The organism is Hutsoniella sourekii ATCC 700629 (assembly GCF_000518205.1).
GTDB classification, from domain to species: Bacteria; Bacillota; Bacilli; order Lactobacillales; family Aerococcaceae; genus Hutsoniella; species Hutsoniella sourekii.
Genome location: NZ_JADD01000015.1, coordinates 14,862 through 39,175, shown reverse-complemented (window position 1 = coordinate 39,175; position 24,314 = coordinate 14,862). Strand labels below are relative to the sequence as shown.

Annotated in this window: 27 protein-coding genes; 7 read left to right on the top strand and 20 right to left on the bottom strand. The window is 48.2% G+C overall.

Annotated features, from left to right (window positions below):
* Window positions 1-10: 10 nt before the first annotated feature.
* The 5 genes from T408_RS0104410 to T408_RS0104390 all read right to left on the bottom strand — a co-directional run bounded on the left by T408_RS0104410 (window position 11) and on the right by T408_RS0104390 (window position 4,933).
* The gene (locus T408_RS0104410) at window positions 11-817 is read right to left on the bottom strand and encodes a TlyA family RNA methyltransferase (protein WP_028118878.1); all 807 of its coding nucleotides are present in this window, start codon (window positions 815-817) and stop codon (window positions 11-13) included.
* 2 nt (window positions 818-819) lie between these two features.
* Window positions 820-1,725 (bottom strand): polyprenyl synthetase family protein, encoded by a 906-nt coding sequence (locus T408_RS0104405; RefSeq protein WP_028118877.1) that lies wholly within the window; start codon window positions 1,723-1,725, stop codon window positions 820-822.
* Window positions 1,722-1,946: an exodeoxyribonuclease VII small subunit gene (locus T408_RS0104400; RefSeq protein WP_028118876.1), complete on the bottom strand. Its 225-nt coding sequence runs from the start codon at window positions 1,944-1,946 to the stop codon at window positions 1,722-1,724. Before T408_RS0104400 ends, T408_RS0104405 begins: the two co-directional genes overlap by 4 nt.
* Window positions 1,943-3,319, bottom strand: coding sequence for an exodeoxyribonuclease VII large subunit (gene xseA / locus T408_RS10850; protein ID WP_051444789.1), 1,377 nt, complete (start codon window positions 3,317-3,319; stop codon window positions 1,943-1,945). Before xseA ends, T408_RS0104400 begins: the two co-directional genes overlap by 4 nt.
* A 669-nt stretch (window positions 3,320-3,988) precedes the next feature.
* Window positions 3,989-4,933 (bottom strand): 2-keto-3-deoxygluconate permease, encoded by a 945-nt coding sequence (locus tag T408_RS0104390; RefSeq protein WP_028118875.1) that lies wholly within the window; start codon window positions 4,931-4,933, stop codon window positions 3,989-3,991.
* A 391-nt stretch (window positions 4,934-5,324) separates the two neighbouring features.
* Here T408_RS0104390 and T408_RS10845 point away from each other — a divergent pair, with 391 nt between their 5' ends.
* Window positions 5,325-6,053 carry a dioxygenase family protein gene (locus tag T408_RS10845; protein WP_157060758.1) on the top strand — a complete coding sequence of 243 codons (729 nt, stop codon included), beginning with the start codon at window positions 5,325-5,327 and terminating at the stop codon, window positions 6,051-6,053.
* A 9-nt stretch (window positions 6,054-6,062) separates the two neighbouring features.
* On the top strand, window positions 6,063-6,749 hold the full coding sequence (gene pcaG / locus T408_RS10840; RefSeq protein WP_051444784.1) for a protocatechuate 3,4-dioxygenase subunit alpha: 687 nt from the start codon (window positions 6,063-6,065) through the stop codon (window positions 6,747-6,749).
* Between the two features lie 73 nt (window positions 6,750-6,822).
* On the opposite strand, the gene T408_RS10835 is transcribed toward pcaG, so the two are convergent.
* The 13 genes from T408_RS10835 to comGA form a co-directional block, all read right to left on the bottom strand.
* Window positions 6,823-7,815 (bottom strand): sulfate/molybdate ABC transporter ATP-binding protein, encoded by a 993-nt coding sequence (locus T408_RS10835; protein WP_051444783.1) that lies wholly within the window; start codon window positions 7,813-7,815, stop codon window positions 6,823-6,825.
* On the bottom strand, window positions 7,802-8,476 hold the full coding sequence (modB, locus tag T408_RS0104370) for a molybdate ABC transporter permease subunit (protein ID WP_028118874.1): 675 nt from the start codon (window positions 8,474-8,476) through the stop codon (window positions 7,802-7,804). Before modB ends, T408_RS10835 begins: the two co-directional genes overlap by 14 nt.
* Window positions 8,476-9,258: a molybdate ABC transporter substrate-binding protein gene (modA, locus tag T408_RS0104365; RefSeq protein WP_028118873.1), complete on the bottom strand. Its 783-nt coding sequence runs from the start codon at window positions 9,256-9,258 to the stop codon at window positions 8,476-8,478. Before modA ends, modB begins: the two co-directional genes overlap by 1 nt.
* Before the next feature lie 14 nt (window positions 9,259-9,272).
* Entirely contained in the window at window positions 9,273-10,250 is a 978-nt protein-coding gene (locus T408_RS0104360; protein ID WP_028118872.1) for a molybdopterin-binding protein, read from the bottom strand.
* A gap of 832 nt (window positions 10,251-11,082) precedes the next feature.
* A complete protein-coding gene (gene rnjA / locus T408_RS0104355) occupies window positions 11,083-12,792 on the bottom strand; it encodes a ribonuclease J1 (RefSeq protein WP_028118871.1) in 1,710 nt (569 codons plus the stop codon).
* A 1-nt stretch (window position 12,793) separates the two neighbouring features.
* A complete protein-coding gene (locus T408_RS0104350; RefSeq protein WP_028118870.1) occupies window positions 12,794-13,009 on the bottom strand; it encodes a DNA-directed RNA polymerase subunit epsilon in 216 nt (71 codons plus the stop codon).
* Between the two features lie 147 nt (window positions 13,010-13,156).
* Window positions 13,157-13,840: a hypothetical protein gene (locus T408_RS0104345; RefSeq protein ID WP_028118869.1), complete on the bottom strand. Its 684-nt coding sequence runs from the start codon at window positions 13,838-13,840 to the stop codon at window positions 13,157-13,159.
* Window positions 13,837-14,268: a competence type IV pilus minor pilin ComGF gene (locus tag T408_RS0104340; protein ID WP_028118868.1), complete on the bottom strand. Its 432-nt coding sequence runs from the start codon at window positions 14,266-14,268 to the stop codon at window positions 13,837-13,839. The genes T408_RS0104345 and T408_RS0104340 overlap by 4 nt, the downstream gene beginning before the upstream one ends.
* Window positions 14,255-14,581, bottom strand: a complete 327-nt coding sequence (locus T408_RS0104335; RefSeq protein WP_028118867.1) for a type II secretion system protein — start codon at window positions 14,579-14,581, stop codon at window positions 14,255-14,257. Before T408_RS0104335 ends, T408_RS0104340 begins: the two co-directional genes overlap by 14 nt.
* 11 nt (window positions 14,582-14,592) lie before the next feature.
* Window positions 14,593-15,033: a competence type IV pilus minor pilin ComGD gene (gene comGD / locus T408_RS0104330; RefSeq protein WP_268870434.1), complete on the bottom strand. Its 441-nt coding sequence runs from the start codon at window positions 15,031-15,033 to the stop codon at window positions 14,593-14,595.
* Window positions 15,026-15,370, bottom strand: coding sequence for a competence type IV pilus major pilin ComGC (comGC, locus tag T408_RS0104325; protein WP_035420079.1), 345 nt, complete (start codon window positions 15,368-15,370; stop codon window positions 15,026-15,028). The genes comGD and comGC overlap by 8 nt, the downstream gene beginning before the upstream one ends.
* A gap of 4 nt (window positions 15,371-15,374) precedes the next feature.
* Window positions 15,375-16,451, bottom strand: a complete 1,077-nt coding sequence (gene comGB / locus T408_RS0104320) for a competence type IV pilus assembly protein ComGB (protein ID WP_028118864.1) — start codon at window positions 16,449-16,451, stop codon at window positions 15,375-15,377.
* Window positions 16,405-17,409 (bottom strand): competence type IV pilus ATPase ComGA, encoded by a 1,005-nt coding sequence (gene comGA, locus T408_RS0104315; RefSeq protein WP_028118863.1) that lies wholly within the window; start codon window positions 17,407-17,409, stop codon window positions 16,405-16,407. Before comGA ends, comGB begins: the two co-directional genes overlap by 47 nt.
* A 142-nt stretch (window positions 17,410-17,551) precedes the next feature.
* Here comGA and T408_RS0104310 point away from each other — a divergent pair, with 142 nt between their 5' ends.
* The 3 genes from T408_RS0104310 to nusB all read left to right on the top strand — a co-directional run bounded on the left by T408_RS0104310 (window position 17,552) and on the right by nusB (window position 19,499).
* On the top strand, window positions 17,552-18,613 hold the full coding sequence (locus tag T408_RS0104310) for a M24 family metallopeptidase (protein ID WP_028118862.1): 1,062 nt from the start codon (window positions 17,552-17,554) through the stop codon (window positions 18,611-18,613).
* 65 nt (window positions 18,614-18,678) lie between these two features.
* Complete coding sequence (locus T408_RS0104305) at window positions 18,679-19,056, top strand: Asp23/Gls24 family envelope stress response protein (RefSeq protein WP_028118861.1); 378 nt, start codon at window positions 18,679-18,681, stop codon at window positions 19,054-19,056.
* Complete coding sequence (gene nusB / locus T408_RS0104300; RefSeq protein WP_028118860.1) at window positions 19,053-19,499, top strand: transcription antitermination factor NusB; 447 nt, start codon at window positions 19,053-19,055, stop codon at window positions 19,497-19,499. The genes T408_RS0104305 and nusB overlap by 4 nt, the downstream gene beginning before the upstream one ends.
* Window positions 19,500-20,274: 775 nt before the next feature.
* Here nusB and T408_RS12350 read toward each other — a convergent pair.
* Complete coding sequence (locus T408_RS12350; protein ID WP_328285593.1) at window positions 20,275-20,799, bottom strand: hypothetical protein; 525 nt, start codon at window positions 20,797-20,799, stop codon at window positions 20,275-20,277.
* Between T408_RS12350 and T408_RS12345 the strand changes: the two genes are divergently transcribed.
* A complete protein-coding gene (locus tag T408_RS12345) occupies window positions 20,794-21,081 on the top strand; it encodes a hypothetical protein (protein WP_328285592.1) in 288 nt (95 codons plus the stop codon). The two genes, T408_RS12350 and T408_RS12345, sit on opposite strands and share 6 nt — an antisense overlap.
* A 403-nt stretch (window positions 21,082-21,484) precedes the next feature.
* Here T408_RS12345 and T408_RS0104290 read toward each other — a convergent pair whose 3' ends face one another.
* Window positions 21,485-23,323: a heavy metal translocating P-type ATPase gene (locus T408_RS0104290; RefSeq protein ID WP_028118858.1), complete on the bottom strand. Its 1,839-nt coding sequence runs from the start codon at window positions 23,321-23,323 to the stop codon at window positions 21,485-21,487.
* 532 nt (window positions 23,324-23,855) lie between these two features.
* Between T408_RS0104290 and T408_RS0104280 the strand changes: the two genes are divergently transcribed.
* Entirely contained in the window at window positions 23,856-24,278 is a 423-nt protein-coding gene (locus T408_RS0104280; protein ID WP_028118856.1) for a cupin domain-containing protein, read from the top strand.
* Window positions 24,279-24,314: the final 36 nt, after the last annotated feature.

The window sequence follows — 24,314 nt, the reverse complement described above, 5'->3', positions numbered from 1 at the left end:
CTCTTCCTTTCTATAATTCTTGGTGGGCTGCTTGAACAACTTGGGCTACATCAATTGATTGATGGGAGTCATTGGCTTGCTTTTGGTTGGTTAGTAGGGCTAGAAATTCAATGTTTCCTTCCCCACCGGTAATTGGCGAAAAGGTCAGGCCTTCCACTCGGTAACCCTTAGACGTAGCCATTTGGAGGACTTCTTCAACTACTTCTTGGTGGACTTGGGGATCTCTTATAACCCCCTTCTTACCGACCCGGTCAGGGCCTGCTTCAAATTGAGGCTTAATCAAGGCTAAGACCGGACCCCCTTGGATGAGTATGTCTTGTAGGGGGCCTAGAATCAAGCTAAGCGAGATAAAGGAGACATCAATCGAGGCAATCGTAGGTTGCCCTTCCTGGAAATCTTCCGGTTGGCTGTAGCGGAAGTTCTGTCTTTCCATGACGATCACCCGGTCGTCTTGACGCAACTTGTAGGCCAGTTGATTGTAACCAACATCCAAGGCATAAGACTTACTCGCTCCAAACTGCAAGGCCGCATCAGTAAAGCCACCGGTAGAAGCTCCGATATCTAGAAGGATTTGATCCGTCATATCCATGTCAAAGAATTGGATGGCTTTTTCTAATTTCAAGCCCCCCCGGCTCACATATGGCAACTGCTTGCCCTTGATATGGAGCTGGCGTTCTCTAGGAATCTTCTCGCCCGGCTTATCGTAACGTTGGTTGTTCTCATCATAGACTTGACCAGCCATGATCAAGCGCTTGGCCTTTTCCCTGGTATCAGTGAGGCCGGCTTGGACGACTAGTTTGTCGACGCGTTCTTTCATGGCTAAGCCTTCCCTCCTGTTTGATCAATTCGAATAAAGTCTAAGAAGATCGACAAGTCACTAAAAGGCTTGCCGGTCAACCGGCTTAGCTGTTCCAAGGCCTTTTTTCCTTGGGCTAGTTCTTGATCAAGTTCCCTCAAGGCCCGTTCTAAGCCGAGAATACCTGGATAGGTCGACTTGCCGATGGCTTGGTCATGGTTTTGCGTTTTACCGGTCTGGCTGGAATCAGCTAGCACATCAGCCAAGTCATTGTGAATCTGGTAGGCCACCCCGTAGTGGTAGGCGAACTTGAGCAAGACCTTCATATCCGAAGGCTCCATGCCGGCAATCAAAGCTCCCGCTTGAATGGCAAAGGTGAAGAGGCAACCCGTCTTGAGTTGGTGGATCTGCTTGAGGGCTTCATAAGAAATCTCTTGGTCTTCCGCCTGCATGTCCTTTAACTGGCCGGCAACCATGCCTACAGATCCAGCCGCCTTGGATAAGAGGTTCAAGAGCTGGACTACCAAGGCCGGTGGGTTGGATTCATCTTCAGCAATCAAGCCAAAGGCATCGGTCACCAAAGCGTCACCAGCTAGGATGGCTGTTGCCTCATCAAACTGAATATGACTTGTTGGCTGACCCCGGCGCAATTCATCATCATCCATAGCCGGTAGATCGTCGTGGATCAAGGAATAGGTATGAATATATTCCAAGGCAAGGGCAGAAGACATGCCGGCTTGGAGTCGTTCAGGGTCTTGAATTTGGATCACGGCTAACAAGAGTAAAGGACGCAAGCGCTTGCCGCCCCCTTGGAGCGAATAGAGCATGGGCTTAATCATCTCTAAGGGCGCATCCAAGCTCATCATATAATGGTCTAAATGCTTCTCAAAAGCTGACCGCAACTTGGCTAGGTCTAATGTCGGCTTCATGCTGGATCACCATCCAAAGGCACTTCCCCTTCCTGGGTCATCATCTGAGTGACCGTTTCTTCAGCTTCTTGGAGAGTCTTCTGGCAATACTGGGTGAGTTCGACCCCTTGCTTGAAGGCAGTTAAGGCTTCTTCTAAGGGCAGGTCCCCTTTTTCTAGTTGGTTGACTAGGGTCTCTAATTGCTTGAGGGCCGCTTCAAAGTTTTCTGGTTTCTGGCTCATTCAATTTCCTCATTTCTATTCGTGCTTGAAAGTTGGCCCGCTTGCAGGGCTTGAACTTGGGCGGTCGCTTGACCGTCTCTGAGTTGGATATCTAGTGTCTGACCCACGCTTAGCTGGTCGATGGAGCGGACTAGCTGGTCGCCCTCTTGAACTACTGCGTAGCCTCGAGCGAGAATCTTCAAGGGACTCAGTGCCTCCAAGAGGCCCGCTTGCTTGGCTAAGTGGTCGCTTTGAGCTTGGAAATAATGGCTCTTGGCCTGGTGGAGTTGACGCTGGGCTAGTTGGACGGCTTCTTGTCCGGCTTGAATGCGACGGGTTGGAACTTGTAGGGTGAGTCGGTGCTTGAGCTGGGCGAGGGATTGTTGCTGTTGGGTTAAATAACGGTCTTGGGCCTGTTCCAGACGCTGATTGGCCAGGTCTAATTGTTGAATATAGGCCTGGTAGAGTCGCTGGGGTTCTTGGAGCACATAAGACTGCTGGCTCCTGCTAAAGCGTTGCTTGGCCTGGTTGACCTGAGACCGGATCGCCAAGACTAGGCGCTCTTGATACTTATAAAGGTTCAAGAGCACTTCTTGAAGCACGGGAACCGCCAATTCGGCCGCTGCCGTCGGTGTCGGCGCTCTCAAGTCCGCAACCAAGTCCGCGATCGTTGTATCTGTCTCGTGACCAATCGATGAGATCACCGGCAGGCTAGAGGCCACAATCGCCCGGGCCACTTCTTCTTCATTAAAGGGCCACAAGTCTTCAATCGACCCCCCACCCCGAGCGACAATCACCAGGTCAAAATCCGCTGCCCGCTCCTCAATCTGCCTAAAGGCCGAAGCAATCTGACCGGCTGCTTGCTTGCCTTGAACCAAGGTCGGAAAAACGGTGACTTGAACGATTGGATAACGCCGGCGGATGGTGGTTAGAATGTCGCGAATCACCGCCCCGGTCGGACTAGTCACTACTGCTATCCGCTTGGGATAAGCAGGCAGAGGTCGGCGGGGCCGGTCCAAGAGTCCCTCGGCCTTGAGCTTGGCCTTGAGCTGTTCCATGGCTTGGTAGAGGGCTCCTAGACCTTCGGGCTCCAGTGATTCCAGAACCATTTGATAATTACCGCTCGGTTCATACAAGGTCACTGACCCAGTAGCCAGCACCTTCATCCCCTCTTCCAAGTCGAAGGGCAAGCGGTTGAAGGCCGACTTGAACATCACCACACTAATTCGGCTATGCTCATCCTTGAGACTAAAGTATTGGTGGCCATTGGGCCGCTTGCGAAAGTTGGAAACCTCCCCCACCACAAAGACCTTGCGTAAATAAGGATCTAGGTCAAACTTCCGCTTCAAATAGGTTGATAATTGACTGATCGTTAAATAATTTTCCGGAGCCATCTCACTCAAGCTGGTCACTTCCTTTCCCCAACTCACACACTCAAATGCACCTTCTAGTTTATCATAGATTCAAGCAAAAATAAGCACACCCGCCCCGAAATCTACAAAAAAGACAAGAGTCAGAGCCAAGAAGTAAAAGCTTGAGCTCGGTAAATATTCAAGTGTGAAAATAAAATCTAGATTCTCCTTCAAGGGCTAAGCTAATAAGAAAAGCTCCCAGTATTTTCCAATAAAAGCTATTAGTTAAATTAGTTTTTTATTAATCTAATCAAATCGTCTAGATTTGTTACCTTTATGCTTAGTAAAAATGCTATAATTGCGAAGAAAATCAAACATTCCCTCAGCAGTAGTTTTAGGACAATTGACGCATAGATCTCCCTTACGCCCATGGCGTTTAGGGAGAGCAACTAACGCACAAGAGCTTCTAAACGCTAAAGCGAAAAGAAGCTCTAAGTAGTCAATTAATGCTGGGGCTCTTGTTGCTTTAGCAACTTAGAGCCCCAGTACGCAAAGCGCCGGAAGAGCGCATGGCTGGATCTCTTGTCATTTTAGTGACTTAGAAATCCAGCCATGCGCTCTGGAGGCGGTCCACTACAGCTGAGGGAATGATTGATTTTTGAAGCTTTATATCAATTTATTTTAACTTATCTTTAGGTATCAAAGTCTTGATTAAGCGGCGTGTTCAGGGTGATTACTTAAGTCAAGACGTTTTTCTAAGATTGGGGTAATGATACTGGTTAGAACAACGGCAAAGGCAATTTGCGCTACAGCCGATGATACATAAGGTTCAACAGCGCTGTTGGTTGCTGCTACCAAGGACGGAACAGATACTGACATACCGGCAACGGAAGTCATCGCAATCGACGTAATCCCGTCCATCTTCAAGACCCGACGCTCGAATAGATAGAGTGCAGGTAGTAAGAAGATGTAGAACATGGCTGTGATGACAATTCCTTGGAAACCAGCTTGAACGGCTTCAATCAAGTTGATACCCACACCGAAGGCCCAGCCCATGAATGGCGTTAAGACCACCACACCTGGCTTGAAGAATTCGGCCATATCCTTGTCCAAGTTACCCACAACCATCCCGAAGATAATCGGAATCAAAGTTGAAATGATGGGTGTCCAATCAATTGGCGAAGATTGGGCCACAGAGAAGACAAGCATGGGGTAAGCTGGCACACAGATCAAGCCCATCAAGCCGAAGGCACTGACGTCTTCTGGTGTTCCATAGTCTTGTTCAAGGGCCAAGTAAAGCGATGGGTTACTTGAACACAAGACCGTAACAAAGGCAATAGCACTAATGCCTAGAATACCTGATTGGCCAAAGAACTTAATGTAGAGGAAACCAGCCACCACACAGATCAAGGTCTTGACTAAGATCATGGTTCCTTGCTTCTTCAAGATATTACCTAAGCTTCTAACATTCAAGGTTGCTCCTGAACAAAAACAAGTCGCCCCAACGACATAGTTGATCCCCTTAGTGGTAAAAAGGGCCTCACTAACGCCACCGAGATTAGCAAAGAAATTAGGCGCAAGGGTATTAACAACCGCAGCTACCAGCATGGGAACCAAGAGGAGCCCGCCTGGAAATTTCTTCATGAACTTATACAATTTACATCCTTCTTTCTTCATAGAAAATTAATATTAACTAAGAGAATTATAGCACAGAATCCCATTCTTGAGGGGATTTTAATCAAGCTTGACCAACTGAATACGTTTACTTATGCGCTTTTGTCCAATCTTTGCGTTCAAAAATTTCATTTAGTTAGAATCACCAAAGGTTTCTGATGCTGGCAGACTATTTATTTATTGCGACAATATTTTAATATTTTTTATCATAAGCCTGATCGTAGCTGTTTCCTCAGCCATCAGTATTTGGATAATGACTGGTAAATTTTTTTCTGATTACAAGAGTTATTCTTTGCACTGGCGGGTTAATTACTTTATCCTTAAAGAAAGGTTCGAATTTGAACTTTTAATCTAAAAAAAGGAGCACGACTAGATGACTGACAAGAAAATTGCCCGTTATGAGCCGTGGGAGCACATTAAAGAGTATGGTACGCAGATGAACGAGACGGAGTTCAAGAGTCTCTTCCCCCTGTTTGAACCTGGTCCAGGTCCAGCCTTAGCCAAGAAGTTTGGCAAGAATGATGACTTGACGACCAATGCAGGTACCGGTGAAGAAGCGATTGGCCAACGAATCATTGTCAAAGGAACCGTCTATGATGAGAATGGTGAACCGGTTCCCCATGCCTTTATTGAAATTTGGCAGGCAAATGCTGCTGGACGCTATATTCATAAACTTGATTCATGGGACGCCCCCTTAGATCCAAACTTTATTGGCAGTGGTTGGACCCATACCGATGAAGAGGGACGCTATGAATTTACGACGATCAAGCCTGGTAATTATGCATGGAAGCCTGAGATCAACCAATGGCGTCCAGCCCATATCCACTTCTCGGTAATGGGTCCCGCTCTGGCTGACCGCTTGGTAACGCAACTTTACTTTGAAGGGGATCCTCTCTTAGACTATGATGAAGGTCTCTTCCTTGACTTAAGTGAAGAGGACCGGAAGCGTGTGATTTGTACTTATAATCATGACTTCACCGTTCCTGACTGGGCGCTTGGTTACCAATTTGATATGGTATTGCGCGGAAGTAGTGCCTCTCCGACCCTTCCAAATAACCATAAGTTGACAGACGAAGATATCGCTCAGCTAGAGCAGAAATAGGAGGCCCAAATGGTTCAATTAAACAAAAAAGGTGCAGATTTCACTCGTACACCTCAAGAAACTGTCGGCCCTTACTTGACTCTAGGACTTCTCTCCGGTGACAAGGTCGAACTCAAAGACAATAACCTCACATCTCACGGTGGCAGTGGCCAAGAGATCACGATTAGAGGCCATCTTTTTGATAGCCAGGGCGCCCCACTATTCAACGTAATGGTTGAAATTTGGCAAGCTAACTCTCAAGGGGTTTTCAACCACCCTGCCTATCAAGATCGGGAAGGCTTTGACCCTGACTTTGTTGGCTTTGGCCGTGACGTGACGGATGAGCGCGGTGCCTATCAGTTCAAGACCTTCAAACCAGGTAAAATCCATGAAACCGATCACCCTGAATTCTCACAAGCACCACATGTCCTCTTATTCGTTCATGCCAGTGGTGTCGGCTATCCACTCTATACTCGGGTCTACTTCGAAGATGAAGAACATGAGGACAATTTCAGTCAACGATTAACTCAAGCAGAACACCAAAGTTTAATCGCACGAAGAGTTGAAGAAGACGATCAAATCATTTATGAATTTGATATGGTCCTTCAAGGTGAAGCGGAAGAATTAGTGCTCGAATCTAAACTAAGTGGTGAAGAAGTTGAAGACTTACCAGACGGGTCAGGTAAACCGGCCACTTACTTTTTCCACTTTGTTTAATTCTTATTAATCAGCAAAAATCCATGCAGACCTAAGCCTATCTCTAAAGGCTAGGTTGCATGGATTTTGTCTTTTAATCTTTAAGCAAGTAGTAGTCGGTCAAGCGAAAGGCTAGCTCTTGACCGACCGCTACTTGTCTACCTATATCAGGAGGCAAACTCAAGTGCAAGGCGACTTCTTGGGCAGGAACCACGGTCAAGTCCACTGTCTGATAATTGTCTTCTAGCACTTGAATCCGCCCCATTAAAGCTTGGGGGTCTGACGGCTGACTGACTTGGATGCCATGATTGGGAACGCCGAGCCAAGGCCATTCAGCCAAGAGAGCCGGGTCCAGATTCAAGATTTGAACCCAATCACGGGCTGGTAGAATATTGTGAACTCCCAGAATCCGCGCACCCGCCCGAGTCTTGGGCCGCTGGAAAAAGTCTGACTTTGACTGGTGCTCTACTAACTGACCCTCTTCCAAGAGGCAAATCTCCTCACCCAAACGATAAGCCTGACCGGCATCATGGGTCACTACAATATAGGGCAGAGACAGGGACCTTAAATAATGGGTCAAGTCTGTCTCGACGGCATACCGCAAGTGGGGATCCAAGGCCGAGAAGGGTTCGTCCAAGAGCAAGAGGTCGGGCTGGTTAACTAGGACTCGGGCCAGAGCCACCCGTTGCTTTTGCCCGCCACTGAGTTGGCTGGGATACTGGTCCAAGACTTCCTCTAGCTTCAGGGCTTGAACTTGTTGGTCCAATAAGCTGGCTGGACCTTTGCCTAGGCCGACTTGGATGTTTTCTCGGACGGTGAAGTTAGGAAATAAGGCATAATCTTGGAACAAGTAGCCTACCCGTCGCTCTTGGGGCTTGACTTGAATCCGTTTCTTTGAGTCATAGAAGACCCGGTCGTCTACTTGAATCATGCCCTGGTCCGGATTGATAATGCCGGCTAGCATCTTGAGGGTCAAGGACTTGCCGGATCCTGAAGATCCCAGGAGGACCAGGCGCTTGGACTGACTTTCTAGTTGAAGGTCCAGTTGGAAGCTGGGATAGTTTTTCTCGATTCTAACTTTTAGCATTGGCTTGGGCTCGACTTTCTATTTGATTCATTAGGACCAATACCAGGAAGGACAAGGCCAGATTAACCCCCACCCAGGCATAGGCCTGGCTATCCTTGCCCGTTCGCCAGAGATGGTAGACGGTCGTGGAGATGGTAGCCGTTTTGCCCGGAATATAGCCACTGATCATGGAGGTTGCCCCATACTCCCCCAAAGCCCGGGCAAAGGTTAGGATGGCGCCCGCAATGATCCCCGACCGGCAGTTAGGCAGAATAATCCGCAAGAAAATCCAAGTCTGTGACTTGCCTAGGGTCTGAGCAGCCGCTTCCAGCTCCCAGTCAAAGGCTTCAAAGGAGGCCCGGCTAGACCGGTAGATCAAGGGAAAGGTCACTACCATGGTCGCAAAGATAGCCGACCACCACTGCATGACTAGGTTCAACGACCACTGGGCCTGAAAGAATTCACCAATCGCTGTCTTGGGGCCAAGTAGCTTGAGTAGAAAGAAACCAATCACCGTTGGCGGTAAGACCAAGGGCAAGGTGAAGACAACATCCACGAGGGCCTTGACCTTGGCTGGCAATCCGACCACCCAATAGGCCAAGAGGACACCCAGGATGATCACCAAGGCCGTTGAAATCAAAGAGATACGCAAGGAGTTCCACAAGGGAAACAAGTCAGTCATTACTTGACGCCTGTAAAGCCAGCTGCTTCAAAGATTTCCAAGGCTGGGTCTTCTTGTAGGAAGTCGATAAAGGCTTGGGCCAAGTCTGGATTTTGGCTAGACTTAACTGCAGCGGCTGGGTAGATAACCGGCGTTTGGATTAGGTCATTGCCCGCCTGGTCTACTACTTCTAAACCTGCAGCCTTGGCATCTGTTTGATAAATGATGCCACATTCAGCCACGCCTTCATCCACCCAAGTGGTTACTTCCTTGACGTTGGAACCATAGGTGACTTTTTCTTGAATCACTTCAAAGATCCCTAAGTTAGTCAAAAGTTCCTGTGAATATTGGCCCACCGGAACGTCTTCGTTGCCGAGAGCGAGAGTTTGGACCTTGTCGCTAGTTAGGTCGTCAAAGCTGTCAATGCCAGCTGGGTTACCTTCTGCCACAGCAAGGACGACCTTGTTTTCTAATAGGTCTACCCGGCTGTCGGCTTGGATCAAGTCCGCTTCTTCTAGTTCATTCATTTGCTTTTGCGCAGCAGAGATGAAGACATCGCTCGGAGCCCCCGCTTCAATCTGATCTTGCAAGGTGCCGGAAGAGTCGAAGTTGAAGGTCAACTTGACGCCCGGGTTTGCTTCTTCGAATAGCGGTTGAATTTCTTCAAGAGTCTCTGTCATGGAAGCCGCTGCAAAAATAATTAATTCTTGCTCTTCTTGAGCTTGGCTTTGGCCCGGAGCTATTAAAAGCGACGGAGCCAGAGCGAGAGATAAGGCTAATAGGGTTTTGGCTAGTTTTTTCATTGGTTAAGTCCTTTCTAATAGAGGCCACCTTCGCCTAGAGCGATCAGGTCGGCCTTGGTGATTGGGTACTTGGCGTAGAAACGGGGCAAGAGTGTATCGAAACTGGTCACCGGTGCATGGATAGAAGCACCCGGCAGTCCCAGCAAGTAACTGGATCCCAGCTGGGCCAGCATCAGCATATTACCCGGTTGCACTGGAACGCCTTGGCTGATCACCTGGGCGCCCGACTGGCGAATCGCCGTCGGCGTCAAATCATCCGGATCCACACTCATGCCTCCAGTCAGAATGACCAGGTCAGCGTCTTGGCTGAGATAGGCCTCGAGCGCTTGGCTGATATGGTCCAAATCGTCCGGACACTTGGTGAAGCCAAGAATCTCCGTTGGAAAATCACTAAATTTATCACGCAGCACCGGCTCAAAGCGGTCCTGAATCCGGCCATGGTAGACCTCGCTGCCGGTAATAATGACCCCAATCTTCAGAGTCTGATAAGAGACCACTTGAAAGACCGGCTGACCCGCTTGGGCAATCGCCACCGCCCGGTCCACCTGGTCTTGCTCGGTTAAGAGAGGCACAATCCGTAGCCCGACTAGCGTGTCACCAGCTTGGACGGGACTTAGGTTCCACCGGGTGGCCAGGGTATAATCCCCGACTGAATTAATGGCGTCTAGACTTTCTCTGTCCAAGACAAAAAGACCATCCACCTGACTTTTAAGAGCAATTTTTCCTTCTGAAGGTGGTCCGGCTTCGATATTGGGGCCTGTAACCCATTCGGCCAAGGCCTTGGCCGCATCCTCTTCATGCACTTGACCAGGCTCTAGTTCGCCTACAAAGACATGGTCCTTACCGATATCCTTGAGCCTTGGAATGTCCGCTTCTTGAATCAAGTGCCCCCGTTTGAACTCCCGTCCCTTGAAGCCATCTGGCTTGATCGCTGTAATATCGTGAAGCAGACGCTTTCCAACCGCCTCTTCAACTCGTATTTTCTTGAGCATTTGTTCATCTCCTCACTGGCTAATAACTTGATTGTAGCATAGCTTTGCCGGAATAACGATCGTTAAAGCGCTTTTATGGTGGTTTTTGTATGTGTATTGGGAGGGGGGGTTGATCCTATTGGATGTGAAATTTATTTCGTGGGTGATTGAGGCGCCCTATTGGATGTGAAAATTATTTCGTGGGTAATAGGAGGCCTCCATCACACACCAAATTTATTTCATGGGTAATTGAACTCCCCTATCACACACCAAATTTATTTCATGGGTAATAGGACTTCTCCATCACACTCGAATTTTATTTCATGAGTGATTGGAATCCTCTATCACACGCTAAATTTATTTCATGGGTGATTGGAATCCTCCATCACACACCAAATTTATTTCGTGGATAATTGAACTCCCCTATCGCACGCCAAATTTATTTCATGGGTGATTGGAATCCTCTATCACACCCAAAATTTATTTCATGGGGAATTGAATCTCCCTATCACATACCAAATTTATTTCGTGGGTAATAGGAGTCCTCTATCACACTCGAATTTTATTTCATGGGGAATTGAAATCCGCCATCACACGCCAAATTTATTTCGTGGATAATTGAACTCCCCTATCGCACGCCAAATTTATTTCATAGGCAATTAAAATACTCTATCACACACCAATTTTATTTCACAGCTAATTGAACTCCCCTATCACACACCAATTTTATTTCACACCCAATTGAACCCCGCCATCACACGCAAAATTTATTTCACACCCAATAGAAGACGCTCGTCAAGCTGATAAACCTCTTTCCCCAAACAAAAAAGCTCCCCTAAGGGAGCTATCAGCCTTATTTGCTTTTGCGGTCGCGGACACCCTTGTTGATATCTAATAGGACGGGCAAGATCATTGGCTTGCGTTCGGTCCGTTCGTACAAGAAAGGTTTGATGGTGTCAAAGACCACATCGCGAATCAGACGTTCGTTGACATTGTTGCCGGATTCATTGAGGCCACGGTTGATGGCAGCCTTCAGGGCGGCTTGCATGTCGTTGATCAAGTCACCGGATTCACGCATATAGATGAAGCCACGGGACATGATATCAGGTCCAGAGACCAGTTGCTTGTTCTCATAGTCAATGGTAGCCGTAACGATCACAAGTCCATCTTCTGATAAGATCTTGCGGTCGCGGAGAACCACGTTACCCACGTCGCCAATCCCACTTCCGTCCACATAAACGTCGCCAGCCTTGAAGTGACCAGCCAGACGGGCATAGTCTTTGGTGACCGCTAACATGTCGCCATTTTGCATGACGAAGGTGTGGTCTTCAGGGATGCCGGTCTCTTGGGCCATCTTGGCTTGGATGCGAAGCATGCGGTATTCACCGTGGACAGGGACGAAGAACTTCGGCTTCAACAGACGCATCATGAGGAGCTGCTCTTGTTGACTACCGTGTCCGGAGGTGTGGATGTTATTCAAGCGACCATGGACCACCCGAGCGCCGGTATCGGTCAACTGGTTGATCACACGGTTGACACTGGAGGTGTTACCTGGAATCGGTGAACTAGAGAAGATAACAGTATCTTCAGGTTGGATAGCAATTTGCCGGTGAGTCCCATTAGCAATCCGGCTCAAGGCCGCCATCGGCTCTCCCTGAGAACCAGTACAGAGGATAATCATCTCGCCGGCTGGATAGCGGTTGAGTTCCCGGTTGTTGATAAAGACATCTTGACCATGGTCGTCAATATAACCCAGCTCTCGACCGGTTTCGATGGCATTTTCCATTGAGCGGCCAAAGACTGCTATCTTGCGGTCCGTCTTGATAGCCGTTTCCACCACTTGCTGCAAGCGGGAAACGTTAGAGGCAAAGGTCGCAAAAATAACCCGGCCATCCACGCTTTGGATGATGTCATTAATCGATTCACCAACCACCCGTTCAGACATGGTAAAGTTAGGGACTTCCGAATTGGTCGAATCCCCCATCATCACCAAGACACCCTCATCGCCAAGCTTGGCCATGCGGTGCAAGTTAGCGGGTTCACCCACTGGGGTAAAGTCGAACTTATAGTCTCCCGTAAAGACAATATTACCGGGCGGAGTGTTAACCACAATTCCATAAGCTTCAGGGATACTGTGAGTCGTCCGGTAGAAGCTAACGCTCATCTTGCGGAACTTGATCACGGTATCTTCATTATATTCAGTAATCTGCGCGTCGCGTAACAAGCCACGTTCTTTTAACTTGTTGCGGATCAAGGCGCTGGCTAATGGATCGGCATAAATGGGGACATTCATCTGCTGCAAGAAGAAGGGAATGCCTCCAATATGGTCTTCGTGACCGTGACTGATTACCAAGGCCTTGACCTTGGACCGGTTTTCTAATACATAGGAGAAGTCGTTAATCACGTAGTCAATTCCTAGCAGTTCATCTTCCGGGAAGAGCACGCCGCAGTCCATGAGGATAATTTCGTCTTGGAACTGAACACCATACATATTCTTTCCAATCTCTTCTAATCCTCCCAGGGCAAAAATGCCGACTTCGTTGTTCTTCAAATTAACAGACATTTTAGAAGGTCACAACCTTATAATCAGGATTATTCTCTTGTTCGTATTCTAGGAAATCTCCTGTTAATTCTTGAATAAATTCGACACTGTAGTCTGTATGGGTGTCTAAGTCTTGACGAACTTGTCTGAGTGAATCTGCTTCAACAAACATCGTCTTAGTTGTCTCCCGACGTGGGGCTTCTTCTTTAGATTCTTGGTATAAAACCTTGAAAATCATTCTTTCACTTCCTTTATAAATTATCATTACGCCTAGTAACATTCAGCGAGTAAAAGCGCCAAATTATTGGCCGCTAACGTGTTCTTGCAGTCAGTTACCCCTAGTTTACCATAATTTACAAGTCAAGTATAGAATTAAAGCCACCAGCTAGTCGGTCAAATCAATAGGCTCCAGGCTGATGAGCTGGTAAGTGAGTTCAAATCCCCAATCAATCGGTCGAAAAACTTGCTGGGTATCAAAGCCTGACTCTAACTGTGACCGCCACACCCACTGACTGCCCCGGCCCTGAATCCAAACTTGCCCGCCTTGGAAGTGAAAACGACTGGGACTAGGCAGGAATGCTTGCGGTCGCTGTCGGTAAGCGGGTAGCCGGAAGCTGTGGTCAGTCTCCTGGTAACCAGCAACTAAATAATCAGCCAGACATTGGTCCAACAAGTCCCGACTGGCCGTTTGATCGACTGCTTGACCATCCAGCTGGCGCTCTTGTAGGATCAGAAAGACTCGGACCCCTTCCCGTTCACGGTATACCCACAAGTCCTCCAAAGCCAGAAGACAGTCAAAGTGCTTGGCTGGAAATTGCCGGTCCATCAAGTTTTGTCCTACTTGCGCCATTTGAAGTTGATAGTAATCATGGGCTTGGTCCGGGTAGTTTGGTTCCAGGTAGGCTTGAGCTAAGTCGACTTGAATCCGGGCCTGGTAATAGTCTTGAAAGTGAATCTGCCGGTAGGTGTAATATTGATTGAGCTTCAAGAAGCTCCAATAGATCAACTGACTGATCAAGAAGAAGATTAGGACTACCGGCATCACTAGACCTGACCGGTTAAGCGTCATGAGGATCCCTCCTTCAAGGGCAACCAGCCGTCAAAGACTTGCCCATTGGTCATCTCGACCTCGATATATAAGAAGTCTCCCACCCGTTGGCCCCACCAAGAACGAACATCATAGAGATAGATGACCGTTCCCGGCGCCCGATCAATCCGGCCATTCCGGACAAAAAAGCGCACTTGTTGCAGTCGGTTACCTTCCCGCCTTGAAGCCCATAGGACCCCGCCACGCCAGTTGAAGTCCTCAAAATAAGTCAACTCCTTTTCCATCAAGTTCAAGAAGAGCTGCCATTGGTGGGACTGGTCCTGGCGGTGGGACTGGTCAATCAGCTGGTAAGACCTCAGGCACATCAAGAGACTCTGCATCACCAAGGCCAAGACCAGTAAGGCGATCAAAAGCTCCATCAAGGTGAAGCCTCGCTTATTCAACTTCACTTAGGACCACCTCCAAGACTTGCCCATCCGAGAAGGCAATCACTGCCCCACCCGCTTGATAGTCGTAATAAACCACCTCTTGACCGGTCCGGTCTTCAAAAGACTGCCGCATCAAAGCCCCAATCTCACTCGCTGGCCCCTCAGCCCCTAGACTGGTCAACTGCTGGAAGAGCCGCCATTGGTCGGTGGCTAACTTAATTTGACTAAGCCGGTGCATCTGCTGGTAGAAGGCCGGCAGGTAGAAGGAGACGATGAATGAGAAGACAAAGAGCCCCAAGAGCGATTCCACTAGACTAAAGCCCTTTTTGTTCATGAGAGTCCCTCCTAATAAGTAATATCAAACTGACCATTGGCCAATTGAATCTTCAACCGCAACGGTCGGTCTTGAATTAAATCTTGAAAATAGACCGTCAGGGCCCCACTTGCCCGCCCCGTGGCTCGGTAGACCAATTGGTGGCTAGTCACCAGCTGTAAGCTATCTGGAACAGCCAGCCTTTGCAGGCCTTGTCCTTGCTTTTGGCTTTGGATGCGAATCTCTTGCGCTTGTGGCCAGAAGCCAACTGTGACCGCCGTCTCTTGCAGAATAGCCTCTTCTTGGGCCAATTGAAGCTGACTTTGTAACTGGTCAAAGAAGAGACGCTGGTCCAAGGACGCTTCCAAGCCTGGCCAAGGCCGCCAGCTGAAGAAAACCAAGGCCAGGCTAATTAAGGCCAGGACCAAGAGCGACTCGATCAAGGTAAAGCCCCTGGAAGAAAGCTTAATCAACAAGAATCGGATCTGGAATTGGCGTTACTAGGTCGAGACCTAGGAGGTCATGGGCTTGGTCTCTTTGCTTGCTAGTGATATAGCCTTGATCATGCAGGGTATTCAAGGTTGGCGCCTGGTCCGCTTCAACCATCTTGTAGGTGTTGGCTTGAGTTTCAATGATCTCAGCAATATTAGTCTTAGCCTGGGTGTTGATCCGGTCTCTTTGCCCGGAGACGTTGGGGATAATGATGGCCATCAATAGTGCAACTATTAACAAGACAATAAGCATTTCTAAAAGCGTAAACCCGCGCCGATTCAAGCCTTTTCGCTTAATTATTTCGAGTAGATAATTCAATTAATCACAATCCTTCCATTGTAAACATAGGTAACATTATCAATAAATATAAGGCCATAATTAAGATCGCAATACCGACAAAGAGAACGGGCTGGACCCACTGTATCACCCGTTCAATGTCGGCAAGTAAATCCTCAAAAATTTTTTGACTATATAAATGACACTTGGAGGCTGTCTGGGCCAGGAGTTCTCCTTGGTGGATAATGAGTGGCAGTTCCCGGGTAAAGATCCCGAGTTCCTCGATCAAGTCCGGCAGATGACCACCAGCCAGATAACCCTGGTGGAGCGCCTTGGCAATATCAGACATCAAGGGGTCAATAGGATAGGTCACCAAGACCTCTAAGGCCTGCTGCATGGAAAAGCCCCCTTGGAAGAAGTAGCCAATCTCCCGGGCAAACTTATAGGAACAATACTGCCGCACCCATCTTCCTAAGCCCCGCCAACGGACCAGCTTTAAGATCCGTTCCAAAGGCGACAGCCGCATCAAGTAATACTCTACACCGATAAATAAGAAGACAAGAATTGTTAGACCTAAGACCGCTAAATGAGGCAAAAAGGTGAAAAAACCGAGCAGGAGTCGAACCATCCACTGGCTTTGATAGACTTGTGGACTAATGAAACTTGTTATATGAGGTAAGAGAAAGACCCGCATCCCAAATAAGAGCCCCAGTAGGAATAAAGACATCAAGACTGGGTAGATCAAGACCTTGATAAATTTGGCCTGGTAAGAGCGAATCTCTGCCAGGTGCTGGCCCGTCTCCATCAAGGCTGCATTGAACCGCCCTTGTCTCTTGGCATAGAACAAGTTGGAAATACTGCCAATACTGTAGCCATAATGCCTCAGCACTGTCTCCAAGCCTTGTCCTTGGGCCACTTGGTCTTGGATGTCTTGGATCAGACTGGCCTGCTTGGGTAGGATCAACTGCATAAAGGCCAAGCTTTGCTGCAAGGAAAAACCTTGCTCAAGCAGTTCAGCCAGCGTCATCAAGAAGTAGGGACGAATTTTACTTGGAATCTGACTGTTAGACCGGCTCTTAAAGAATCTCGTAAAGTTGATAGTCTTCCTTGCTGATAAAGCCATAAGCCCACGCCTTTCTTAAATAATCATTTAGCGTCTGAAAGTCTGAAGAAACGGGATCACCTCCTTTCAATGTGGTTGCTAATCCGGGGCCAGCCAGGGTCTCTAGGATCAGTCCCCGCTGGCCAGGCGCCCCTTGAATGGGAAGCAGGCGCTGGGAGATGATCCCGATCAAGGTCTGCTTGAGTTGCTCCTGGCTGACTCCCAGTTCCTGGAGCCGGGCTAAGACACCTCGGGCATTCTTGGCATGGATAGTCGCAATCATCAAGTGCCCGGTCAGAGCGCCCCGGACCACCATGCGGGCCGTCTCTTCATCTCGAATCTCACCAATCATTAGAATATCTGGGTGGTGGCGCAAGCTGGACTTAATCAAGAGGTCATAAGTGATCCCCGCCCGGTCATTGACCTCGGTTTGTAGAAAAGCTGCTTCACTGATCTCAACCGGATCTTCCATCGTAATCACCTGGAGGGGCTCGCCTTGGATCCGCTGCCTCAAGAGGTGGTAGATCAAGGTCGTCTTCCCCGAACCCACAGGTCCTGAGAACAAGACCAAGCCCGACCGCCTACGGACCAAGCTAGCCAAGGCCTGAACCGTCTGGGGAAAGATGACTTGTAAGGCTTCTTCCTGGCCTACCGCCTGCCGGAGTATCCGGATCACCAAGGATTCCAGGAGTTGATAATTAGTAATCGTCGAAAAGCGCAGCTCCACTTCTTCCTGGTCCAGCTGATAAGAACAGGAACCCGATTGGGGCCTCCGCCGTTCGCCGACATCCATATCTGCTTGATACTTGAAATAGGCAATCAACTTCTTGGCCTGGTCCACCTCCAATACGTGCCCAAAGATCAGACGACCACCCGTCCGCCAGAAGACTTGATAGGAATCTGGATGCGGGATCAAGTGGATATCACTGGCTCCTTGGTCGACGCCAGATTGAATTAATTGTTTGGCTATGACTTCCATTTTGTCTCCTATGCCTCCTTTTAGGTCCTCATTATATAAATACACATTTTTTTGCTTTTTACATTTTTTTACTGGAGAAATTATGAAAGTATTTGGCCCCGTCTCAGAGTTTGCTATAATAGCCTTAGAAAGAAGGGAAAACATGTCAAGATTAACCAAAGTTAGAAGCCACTTTGCCGGGGAAGGGATAGATGCGCTTCTTGTCACAGAACTCAAGAACTTGTATTACTTAGCCAACTTCACTGGAACAGCCGGTGTGGCCTTAATTGGGCCGGACTACCAATACTTCATCACCGACTTCCGCTACAAGGAGCAAGCCAGCCAACAGGCCCAAGGCTTTGAGGTAATTATCCATTCCGGTAACCAAAACCAAGTTCTAGCAGACCTGGTAGCCAAGCACCAAATCCAAAACTTAGGCTATGAAGCCGACCAAATGGTAGTCTCAGCTTATATTCGCTTGGATGAAGACTTGGATTGTTCCTTGGTGGCAACTGCCGGTCTGATAGAATCGGTCCGCCAGATCAAGGACGCTGAAGAGATTGCCATCATCAAGCAAGCCTGCGAGATTACTGACCAAGCCTTTAGCCATATCCTGACCTTTATCAAACCTGGTGTCAGTGAGCTAGAGGTAGCCAATGAATTAGAACGCTTCTGTAAGTCCAAGGGCGCTTCTGGTATGTCCTTTGACACAATTATCGCTTCCGGTTACCGGTCAGCTATGCCCCACGGTGTGGCTTCTGATAAGCGCATTGAAGCTGGCGATATGATTACCATGGACTTTGGTTGCTACTACAAGGGCTATGCTTCTGATATGACTCGGACTGTGGCCTTGGGTTCAGTGGACCCTAAACTAGAATCTATCTATCAGATTGTACTGGAGGCCCATCAAGCGGTTATTGATGGCACCAAGGCTGGGATGACGGGGCGTGAAGTCGATGACCTAGCCCGCGACATTATTAAATCTTATGGTTACGGCGATAACTTTGGCCATTCAACCGGTCACGGGGTTGGCTTGGATATTCACGAAGAACCGGCCATCGCCCAGCGTAACCAGGAACCGTTAGAAGTGGGTATGGTGATTACGGACGAACCAGGTATTTATATTGACGGTCTAGGAGGCGTCCGGATTGAAGATGATCTCTTGGTGACTCAAGAAGGAGTCGAGATTTTGAACCGTAGCCCTAAAAATTTAATAATTATCTAGTAAAAGACATTAAAGTTCGCTACAATAGAAGAGATTATAAACACACCCAGGAAAGGAGCATGATTATGCCGAACAAGCAAGAAGTCCCTTACCAACCGAACAACAAGACTAATCTTGGCGAAATCAATATTACAACCGGAGTCCTTGAAACCATTGCCTCCAAGGCTGCCAGTGAAGTAGCTGGCGTTTCCAGTCAAGCCACCAACTTCCTAGGCCGCAACCAAGGTTCGCTAGCTACTACTGTCTCTCGCGAGAATGGTATCCTATCGGTGGATATCCATATCCGAGTCAAGTATGGCTATTCTGTACCCGAAGTGGCCCTAGCCGTTCAAGATGCCGTCAAGGAACAAATCTTATTCATGACCGATTTGGTGATCAACCAAGTCAACGTCCATGTCGAATCCATTGAACCGGAAGCAAGCCTTGAAGGTGACAACCAGTGAGCCAGAGCTTAACTACCCGTCGCCAAGCCCGTATCGTGGCCCTGCAAGCCCTGTTTCAATTGATTAATGCCCCAGATTACTTGACCCCAGACCTAGCTATCCGCTACGCCCTGGAAGTGGGCAAGGACCCAGATGAAGGTTACGAAGATGTTGAAGACTTATACCTCTACCAGCTAGTTGAAGGCGTAGTGGCTCACTTAGAAGAGATCGACACGATCATCAGCAAGCACTTGACCAACTGGTCCATCGAACGCCTACAACGCATCGACTTATCCATCCTTCGCCTCGCCATCTACGAGATGCTCTACCTTGACGACGAGACCGTCCCTAAGACTGTCGCCGTCGACGAAGCAACCATCTTGGCTCGAAGCTTCAGCGATGACAAGTCACGCAAGTTCGTCTCCGGCATCCTACTCAAGATCCTCAATGAATCTGAAGAATAAGCAAAAACCAGGTCCCATCGAGTGGTGAGGCCTGGTTTTTTGCTTGCTTTGATAGGGATGGAGGGGGGTGGTGGCTGGCTATTATATACGAAATGGATTTGGTAGTTAATGGAGGGAGACTATTATATGCCAAATTTTTTTCGTAGCTAATTGAGCGGCTCTTTTATATGCCAAATTTTTTTCGTACCTAAATGATAAAGACTTTTATACGCCAAATTCTTTTCGCACCTAATTGAGCGCGACTTTTATATGCCAAATAGTTTTCGTAGCTAATTGAGCACACCTTTTATACGCCAAATTTTTTCGCACCTAATTTAGCGGCTCTTTTATATGCCAAATGCTTTTCGCACCTAATCGAGCATCTCTTTTATACGCCAAATTTTTTTCGCGCCTAATTGAGCATCTCTTTTATACGCCAAATTTTTTCGTAGCTAATTGAGGGTGACTTTTATATGCCAAATGCTTTTCGCACCTAATTGAGCATCTCTTTTATACGCCAAATTTTTTCGTAGCTAATTGAGGGTGACTTTTATATGCCAAATGCTTTTCGCACCTAATTGAGCGACTCTTTTATACACCAAATTATTTTCATACCTAAAAGAGTTACCCTTTTATACACCAAATTATTTTTATACCTAATTGAGCACACCTTTTATATGCCAAATTGTTTTCGCACCTAATTGAGCACACCTTTTATACGCCAAATTCTTTTCACATCTAATAGCACTGATCCCAAGACGCAAAAACCACCAGGTTCAACCTGGTGGCTATTTTTTTATAAGCTGAGTCCGATGAGTGGGAGTAGGTATTTGAGGGCGGCGCCGGATAGCAGACCGGTGAAGGGGTCGCTGCAGGCGGTGATGGCGATGGTGATGGCGGCGATCAGGGCTTCGGGTCCTTGTAGGGCCAGCATGGCATTGGATGGGAAGACGATGACCACGCCTAGGACAAAGAGGAAGCCGGCGATGGCAGAGCTTGGGACAAAGCGGCCGATCTTAGGTAGCAAGCCGCTGACTAAGATCAAGGCCATCAAGATCATCATGATCACGCCAGACCGCATTGGGTGTGGGGCACTTCCGGTGGTGGAGATAATAGCTGACAAGGGCGCACCTCCCATCAAGCTCGCGCCAAAGTCCGAAGCGGCTTGGGCCAGGGTTAGTGCCTTCAAGTTGGTGGGGTTGACAGCTTGGCCGGTGAGTTGGCCGGTTACCAAGCCGTAAGAAATATTAGAAGCCAAGTTCAAGGCTGCTAGGCTCAAGGCGCCACGGATGATTTTGCCTGATAGGAGGGGTTTATGCACCTGCAGATGCTTGGATTCTTCTTGGGCTGGTGCCCCTTCTTCCTTGAAGTAGAAGCGCGCGATCAGACTGACCGCGATGACCGACAGGCTGACCGTCCAGACCAGGTCATGGGTCAACAAGTAGACCAGGCCAGCGATGACCATGGAGAGCGCTCCGTTACGTGGATCGCCTTTGACCATGGAAATCGCGATATTAGCCAACATGATCCCTACACCGGCCATCATCCCGGCCAAGACCTGTTGACCCAGCAAGTCGACAATCAAGTTGACCGTCCCAGTTAAGGCGATGGCCAGCATAATTATCGATCCCCAGAACATCACTGAAACTCGTTCCAACCGGTTATCCCCTAAGCGACCCAGCATTGAGACCGATTCCGCCTGAAAAGAGATTGGCGCCACGGACCCGGTCAGCCAGTTGACCCCTGACGTGACAACAAAACCAAAAGCAGTGGGCGCCATGGCAAATCCCAAGGACAAGGCCATTAAGGCCTGGGGGATACCATTAAATAAAGCTCCCACCGCTGCAATAAAATCTTGAATTATTTCCAAATAAATCCCTCCTTTAAGTCCTATTTATTTTACCAATGTTCGCCTAGGATGCAAAGAGCGATCGCTATAATTTCTTCTAGCGAAAAATTCTCCCCACAAAAAAGCCCCCTTTCCACTGAAAGGAGGTAAAAGTTGATTAGCGGTCCCCGTAGGCCAAGAGACGCAAACCATTCAAGATGACTAAGATGGTTGAGCCTTCATGGCAAACCACGGCAAGTGGTAGGGGTAGAAGGCCAAAGAGGTTCATAATTATCAAGGCAATGATCACGCCCACTGCGAAGATCACATTTTGCTTGATGATGGTGTTCAAATGCTTACTTAATTCAAAACTATGGAACAGCTTAGATAGATCGTTTTGGACGATGACGAGGTCTGCTGATTCCATGGCTACCGATGAACCACTACCCATGGCAATCCCAATATCGGCTTGCGCTAGGGCAGGCGCATCGTTGATCCCGTCCCCGATCATTCCTACCACGTGGCCCTGACCTTGCCCTTCTTGGACCACTTGGATCTTATCGGCTGGCTTCATACTGGCTTGGTAGTGGTCGATTCCCACTTGCGAAGCGACCTTGGCAGCCACACTTGGGTGGTCGCCGGTGATTAAGACGACGTCCACTTGATCAGCTATAAAGTCTTGCACCGCTGCTTTGGCTTGGGTTCTGATTTGGTCCGCCAATTGGAAAAAGCCAACAAGCGTGTCGCCTTCAGCCACTACTACCGTGGTGAGACCGGCTTCCAATTGATTTAAGAAGCCTTGTGGGTCTTGGTAGCCTGTTTCAAAGTCAGCCGGTTTACCGAGACGGATGGCTCCTTTTTGCAGGCCGGATCCGGCAATTTCTTGGACTTCTTGGCTGGTGTCAATATCAGCTAGACTGATGCCCTTGAAGTGATCAACGATAGCTTCGGCAATCGGGTGGCTGGATTGTTGTTCCATATAGACCACTTCTTCGATGATCCGTTGGTCGGCTTGATAGTGGACCACTTCGAAGACGCCTTCAGTTAAGGTTCCGGTCTTATCTGAGTAGAGGACATCCATGGTAGATAAGGCCTCCATGGCCGCCCCGCCCTTAAAGAGAACCCCATTACGGGCACCGTTGGAAATAGCTGACAAGGTGGATGGCGTGGAAGAAGCCACTAAGGCACAGGGACTGGCTACGGTTAGGAAGACCATGCCTCGGTAGAAGGCTTCTTGGAAGTCCAAGCCTTGACCGTAATACAAGATAGCGATGAAGATCGGAACAACGACCAAGACCGCCATGACATAACGGTTCTCAATTCGGTCAATAAAGCGGGAAATGCGAGACGGACGCCCTTGGGCTTGTTCAACCATGCGGATAATGTTGGAGAAAATAGTCTCCGAACTGGCCTTGGAAACCTTAACTTGAATGGCATTACCCTGGTTGATGGTCCCGGCAAAGACTTCTTGCCCCGCTTCTTTGTTAACCGGCACCGATTCACCTGTAAGAGCCGCCTCGTTGATCACAGCCAAGCGGTCAGTATAACCGTCGATAGGAACTTGTGCCCCCTTGGCTACCAAGACTTGGTCCCCTGGTTTCAAGTCTTCAACGGCCACCTCTTGGGTCTCCCCGTTGGCCAGGATTAAGTCGGCTGTCTCAGGCACTTGAGCCATCAACTCTTCAATGGCCCGACTGGACCGACCGGACGCATAATCTTCCAGCAACTCCGCCCCAGCGAAAATCAAGAGCAAGATCGCTCCTTCAGAAGCATAATCGATCAGACAAGCTCCCACGGCCGCTAGAACCATCAAGAGGTCCACATTGAGCTGGTGGTTCTGGATGGTCTCCAGAATCGCATTTTTGGTCGCATAATATCCAAGGAAAAACATGGCTAGGTAAAAGAAATAATTGGCGTAAGGACTCCCGTTCCACTGCAGCATAAAGGCAATCACCAAGGTAATAACCCCTAGCAGCAAGAAGCGACCCTGACGTCTTTGTAGTAAAAATTTAAACATATGGTTCACCTTCTTTATATCGATTCTTTATTTATAATAATTATAAAGTAATTCAGGCGAAAAAGCAAACATTTAATCTGATCTGAATGCCTACTAGGCGGGGCTCTTGGGATACGAAAGGAGTTTCACACCTAATAGGAGCAGTCTATCGGATACGAAAATTATTTTCACACTTAATTGGAGCGGGCTATTACATGCGAAAGGTTTTTCACAGCCAATTGGAGCGTCCTATTATATGCGAAAGATTTTTTCACACCTAATTGGAGCGGCCTATTGCATACGAAAAGATTTTTCACACCTAATTGGAGCGTCCTATTATATGCGAAAGATTTTTTCACACCTAATTGGAGCGGGCTATTGCATACGAAAAGATTTTTCACACCTAATTGGAGCTGCCTATTGCATGATAAAATTATTTTCATAGCCAATAGGATAGGTTCTTTAGAGGTATTCTTATTTTGAGCATATAACTTGCCTGTGTTTTTTAGAACCATTATAATTAATATATCAAATAATAGAAGGAGCGATTTCAATGGCTTTTGACTATAAAGATCATGGCAAGGAACCTTATGTAGTAAATATTGAAGACTATACGCTAGACAACGACAACTACCGCACGACCATCTGGACGGGCGATAAGTTACAAGTAACCGTGATGTCCATCCAACCGGGCGATGATATCGGCTTGGAAGTCCACCACGGCATTGACCAATTCCTACGGATTGAATCCGGTGTCGGCCTCTGCCAGATGGGAGACGCTGAAGATGATCTCAGCTTTGAACAAGAAGTAAGAGGCGACGATGCTATCTTTGTACCAGCTGACAAGTGGCACAATGTCACCAACAAGGGCGACGAACCCTTGAAGCTTTACACCATCTACGCTGGCCCTGACCATGTCCCAGGAACCATCCACGAAACTCACCAAGACGCAGAAAACGACCCGAATGAACATTAAGTAGATGCGTAAAAACCTCCCGGTTTGAGACCGGGA

Excerpts from the sequence above, each read along its gene's own strand:
- T408_RS0104410 (WP_028118878.1), bottom strand. The coding sequence starts at position 817 with ATGAAAGAACGCGTCGACAAACTAGTCGTCCAAGCCGGCCTCACTGAT.
- T408_RS0104405 (WP_028118877.1), bottom strand. The coding sequence starts at position 1,725 with ATGAAGCCGACATTAGACCTAGCCAAGTTGCGGTCAGCTTTTGAGAAG.
- T408_RS0104400 (WP_028118876.1), bottom strand. The coding sequence starts at position 1,946 with ATGAGCCAGAAACCAGAAAACTTTGAAGCGGCCCTCAAGCAATTAGAG.
- xseA (WP_051444789.1), bottom strand. The coding sequence starts at position 3,319 with ATGGCTCCGGAAAATTATTTAACGATCAGTCAATTATCAACCTATTTG.
- T408_RS10845 (WP_157060758.1), top strand. The coding sequence starts at position 5,325 with ATGACTGACAAGAAAATTGCCCGTTATGAGCCGTGGGAGCACATTAAA.
- pcaG (WP_051444784.1), top strand. The coding sequence starts at position 6,063 with ATGGTTCAATTAAACAAAAAAGGTGCAGATTTCACTCGTACACCTCAA.
- T408_RS10835 (WP_051444783.1), bottom strand. The coding sequence starts at position 7,815 with ATGCTAAAAGTTAGAATCGAGAAAAACTATCCCAGCTTCCAACTGGAC.
- modB (WP_028118874.1), bottom strand. The coding sequence starts at position 8,476 with ATGACTGACTTGTTTCCCTTGTGGAACTCCTTGCGTATCTCTTTGATT.
- modA (WP_028118873.1), bottom strand. The coding sequence starts at position 9,258 with ATGAAAAAACTAGCCAAAACCCTATTAGCCTTATCTCTCGCTCTGGCT.
- T408_RS0104360 (WP_028118872.1), bottom strand. The coding sequence starts at position 10,250 with ATGCTCAAGAAAATACGAGTTGAAGAGGCGGTTGGAAAGCGTCTGCTT.
- rnjA (WP_028118871.1), bottom strand. The coding sequence starts at position 12,792 with ATGTCTGTTAATTTGAAGAACAACGAAGTCGGCATTTTTGCCCTGGGA.
- T408_RS0104350 (WP_028118870.1), bottom strand. The coding sequence starts at position 13,009 with ATGATTTTCAAGGTTTTATACCAAGAATCTAAAGAAGAAGCCCCACGT.
- T408_RS0104345 (WP_028118869.1), bottom strand. The coding sequence starts at position 13,840 with ATGACGCTTAACCGGTCAGGTCTAGTGATGCCGGTAGTCCTAATCTTC.
- T408_RS0104335 (WP_028118867.1), bottom strand. The coding sequence starts at position 14,581 with ATGAACAAAAAGGGCTTTAGTCTAGTGGAATCGCTCTTGGGGCTCTTT.
- comGB (WP_028118864.1), bottom strand. The coding sequence starts at position 16,451 with ATGGCTTTATCAGCAAGGAAGACTATCAACTTTACGAGATTCTTTAAG.
- comGA (WP_028118863.1), bottom strand. The coding sequence starts at position 17,409 with ATGGAAGTCATAGCCAAACAATTAATTCAATCTGGCGTCGACCAAGGA.
- T408_RS0104310 (WP_028118862.1), top strand. The coding sequence starts at position 17,552 with ATGTCAAGATTAACCAAAGTTAGAAGCCACTTTGCCGGGGAAGGGATA.
- T408_RS0104305 (WP_028118861.1), top strand. The coding sequence starts at position 18,679 with ATGCCGAACAAGCAAGAAGTCCCTTACCAACCGAACAACAAGACTAAT.
- T408_RS12345 (WP_328285592.1), top strand. The coding sequence starts at position 20,794 with ATGCACCTGCAGATGCTTGGATTCTTCTTGGGCTGGTGCCCCTTCTTC.
- T408_RS0104290 (WP_028118858.1), bottom strand. The coding sequence starts at position 23,323 with ATGTTTAAATTTTTACTACAAAGACGTCAGGGTCGCTTCTTGCTGCTA.
- T408_RS0104280 (WP_028118856.1), top strand. The coding sequence starts at position 23,856 with ATGGCTTTTGACTATAAAGATCATGGCAAGGAACCTTATGTAGTAAAT.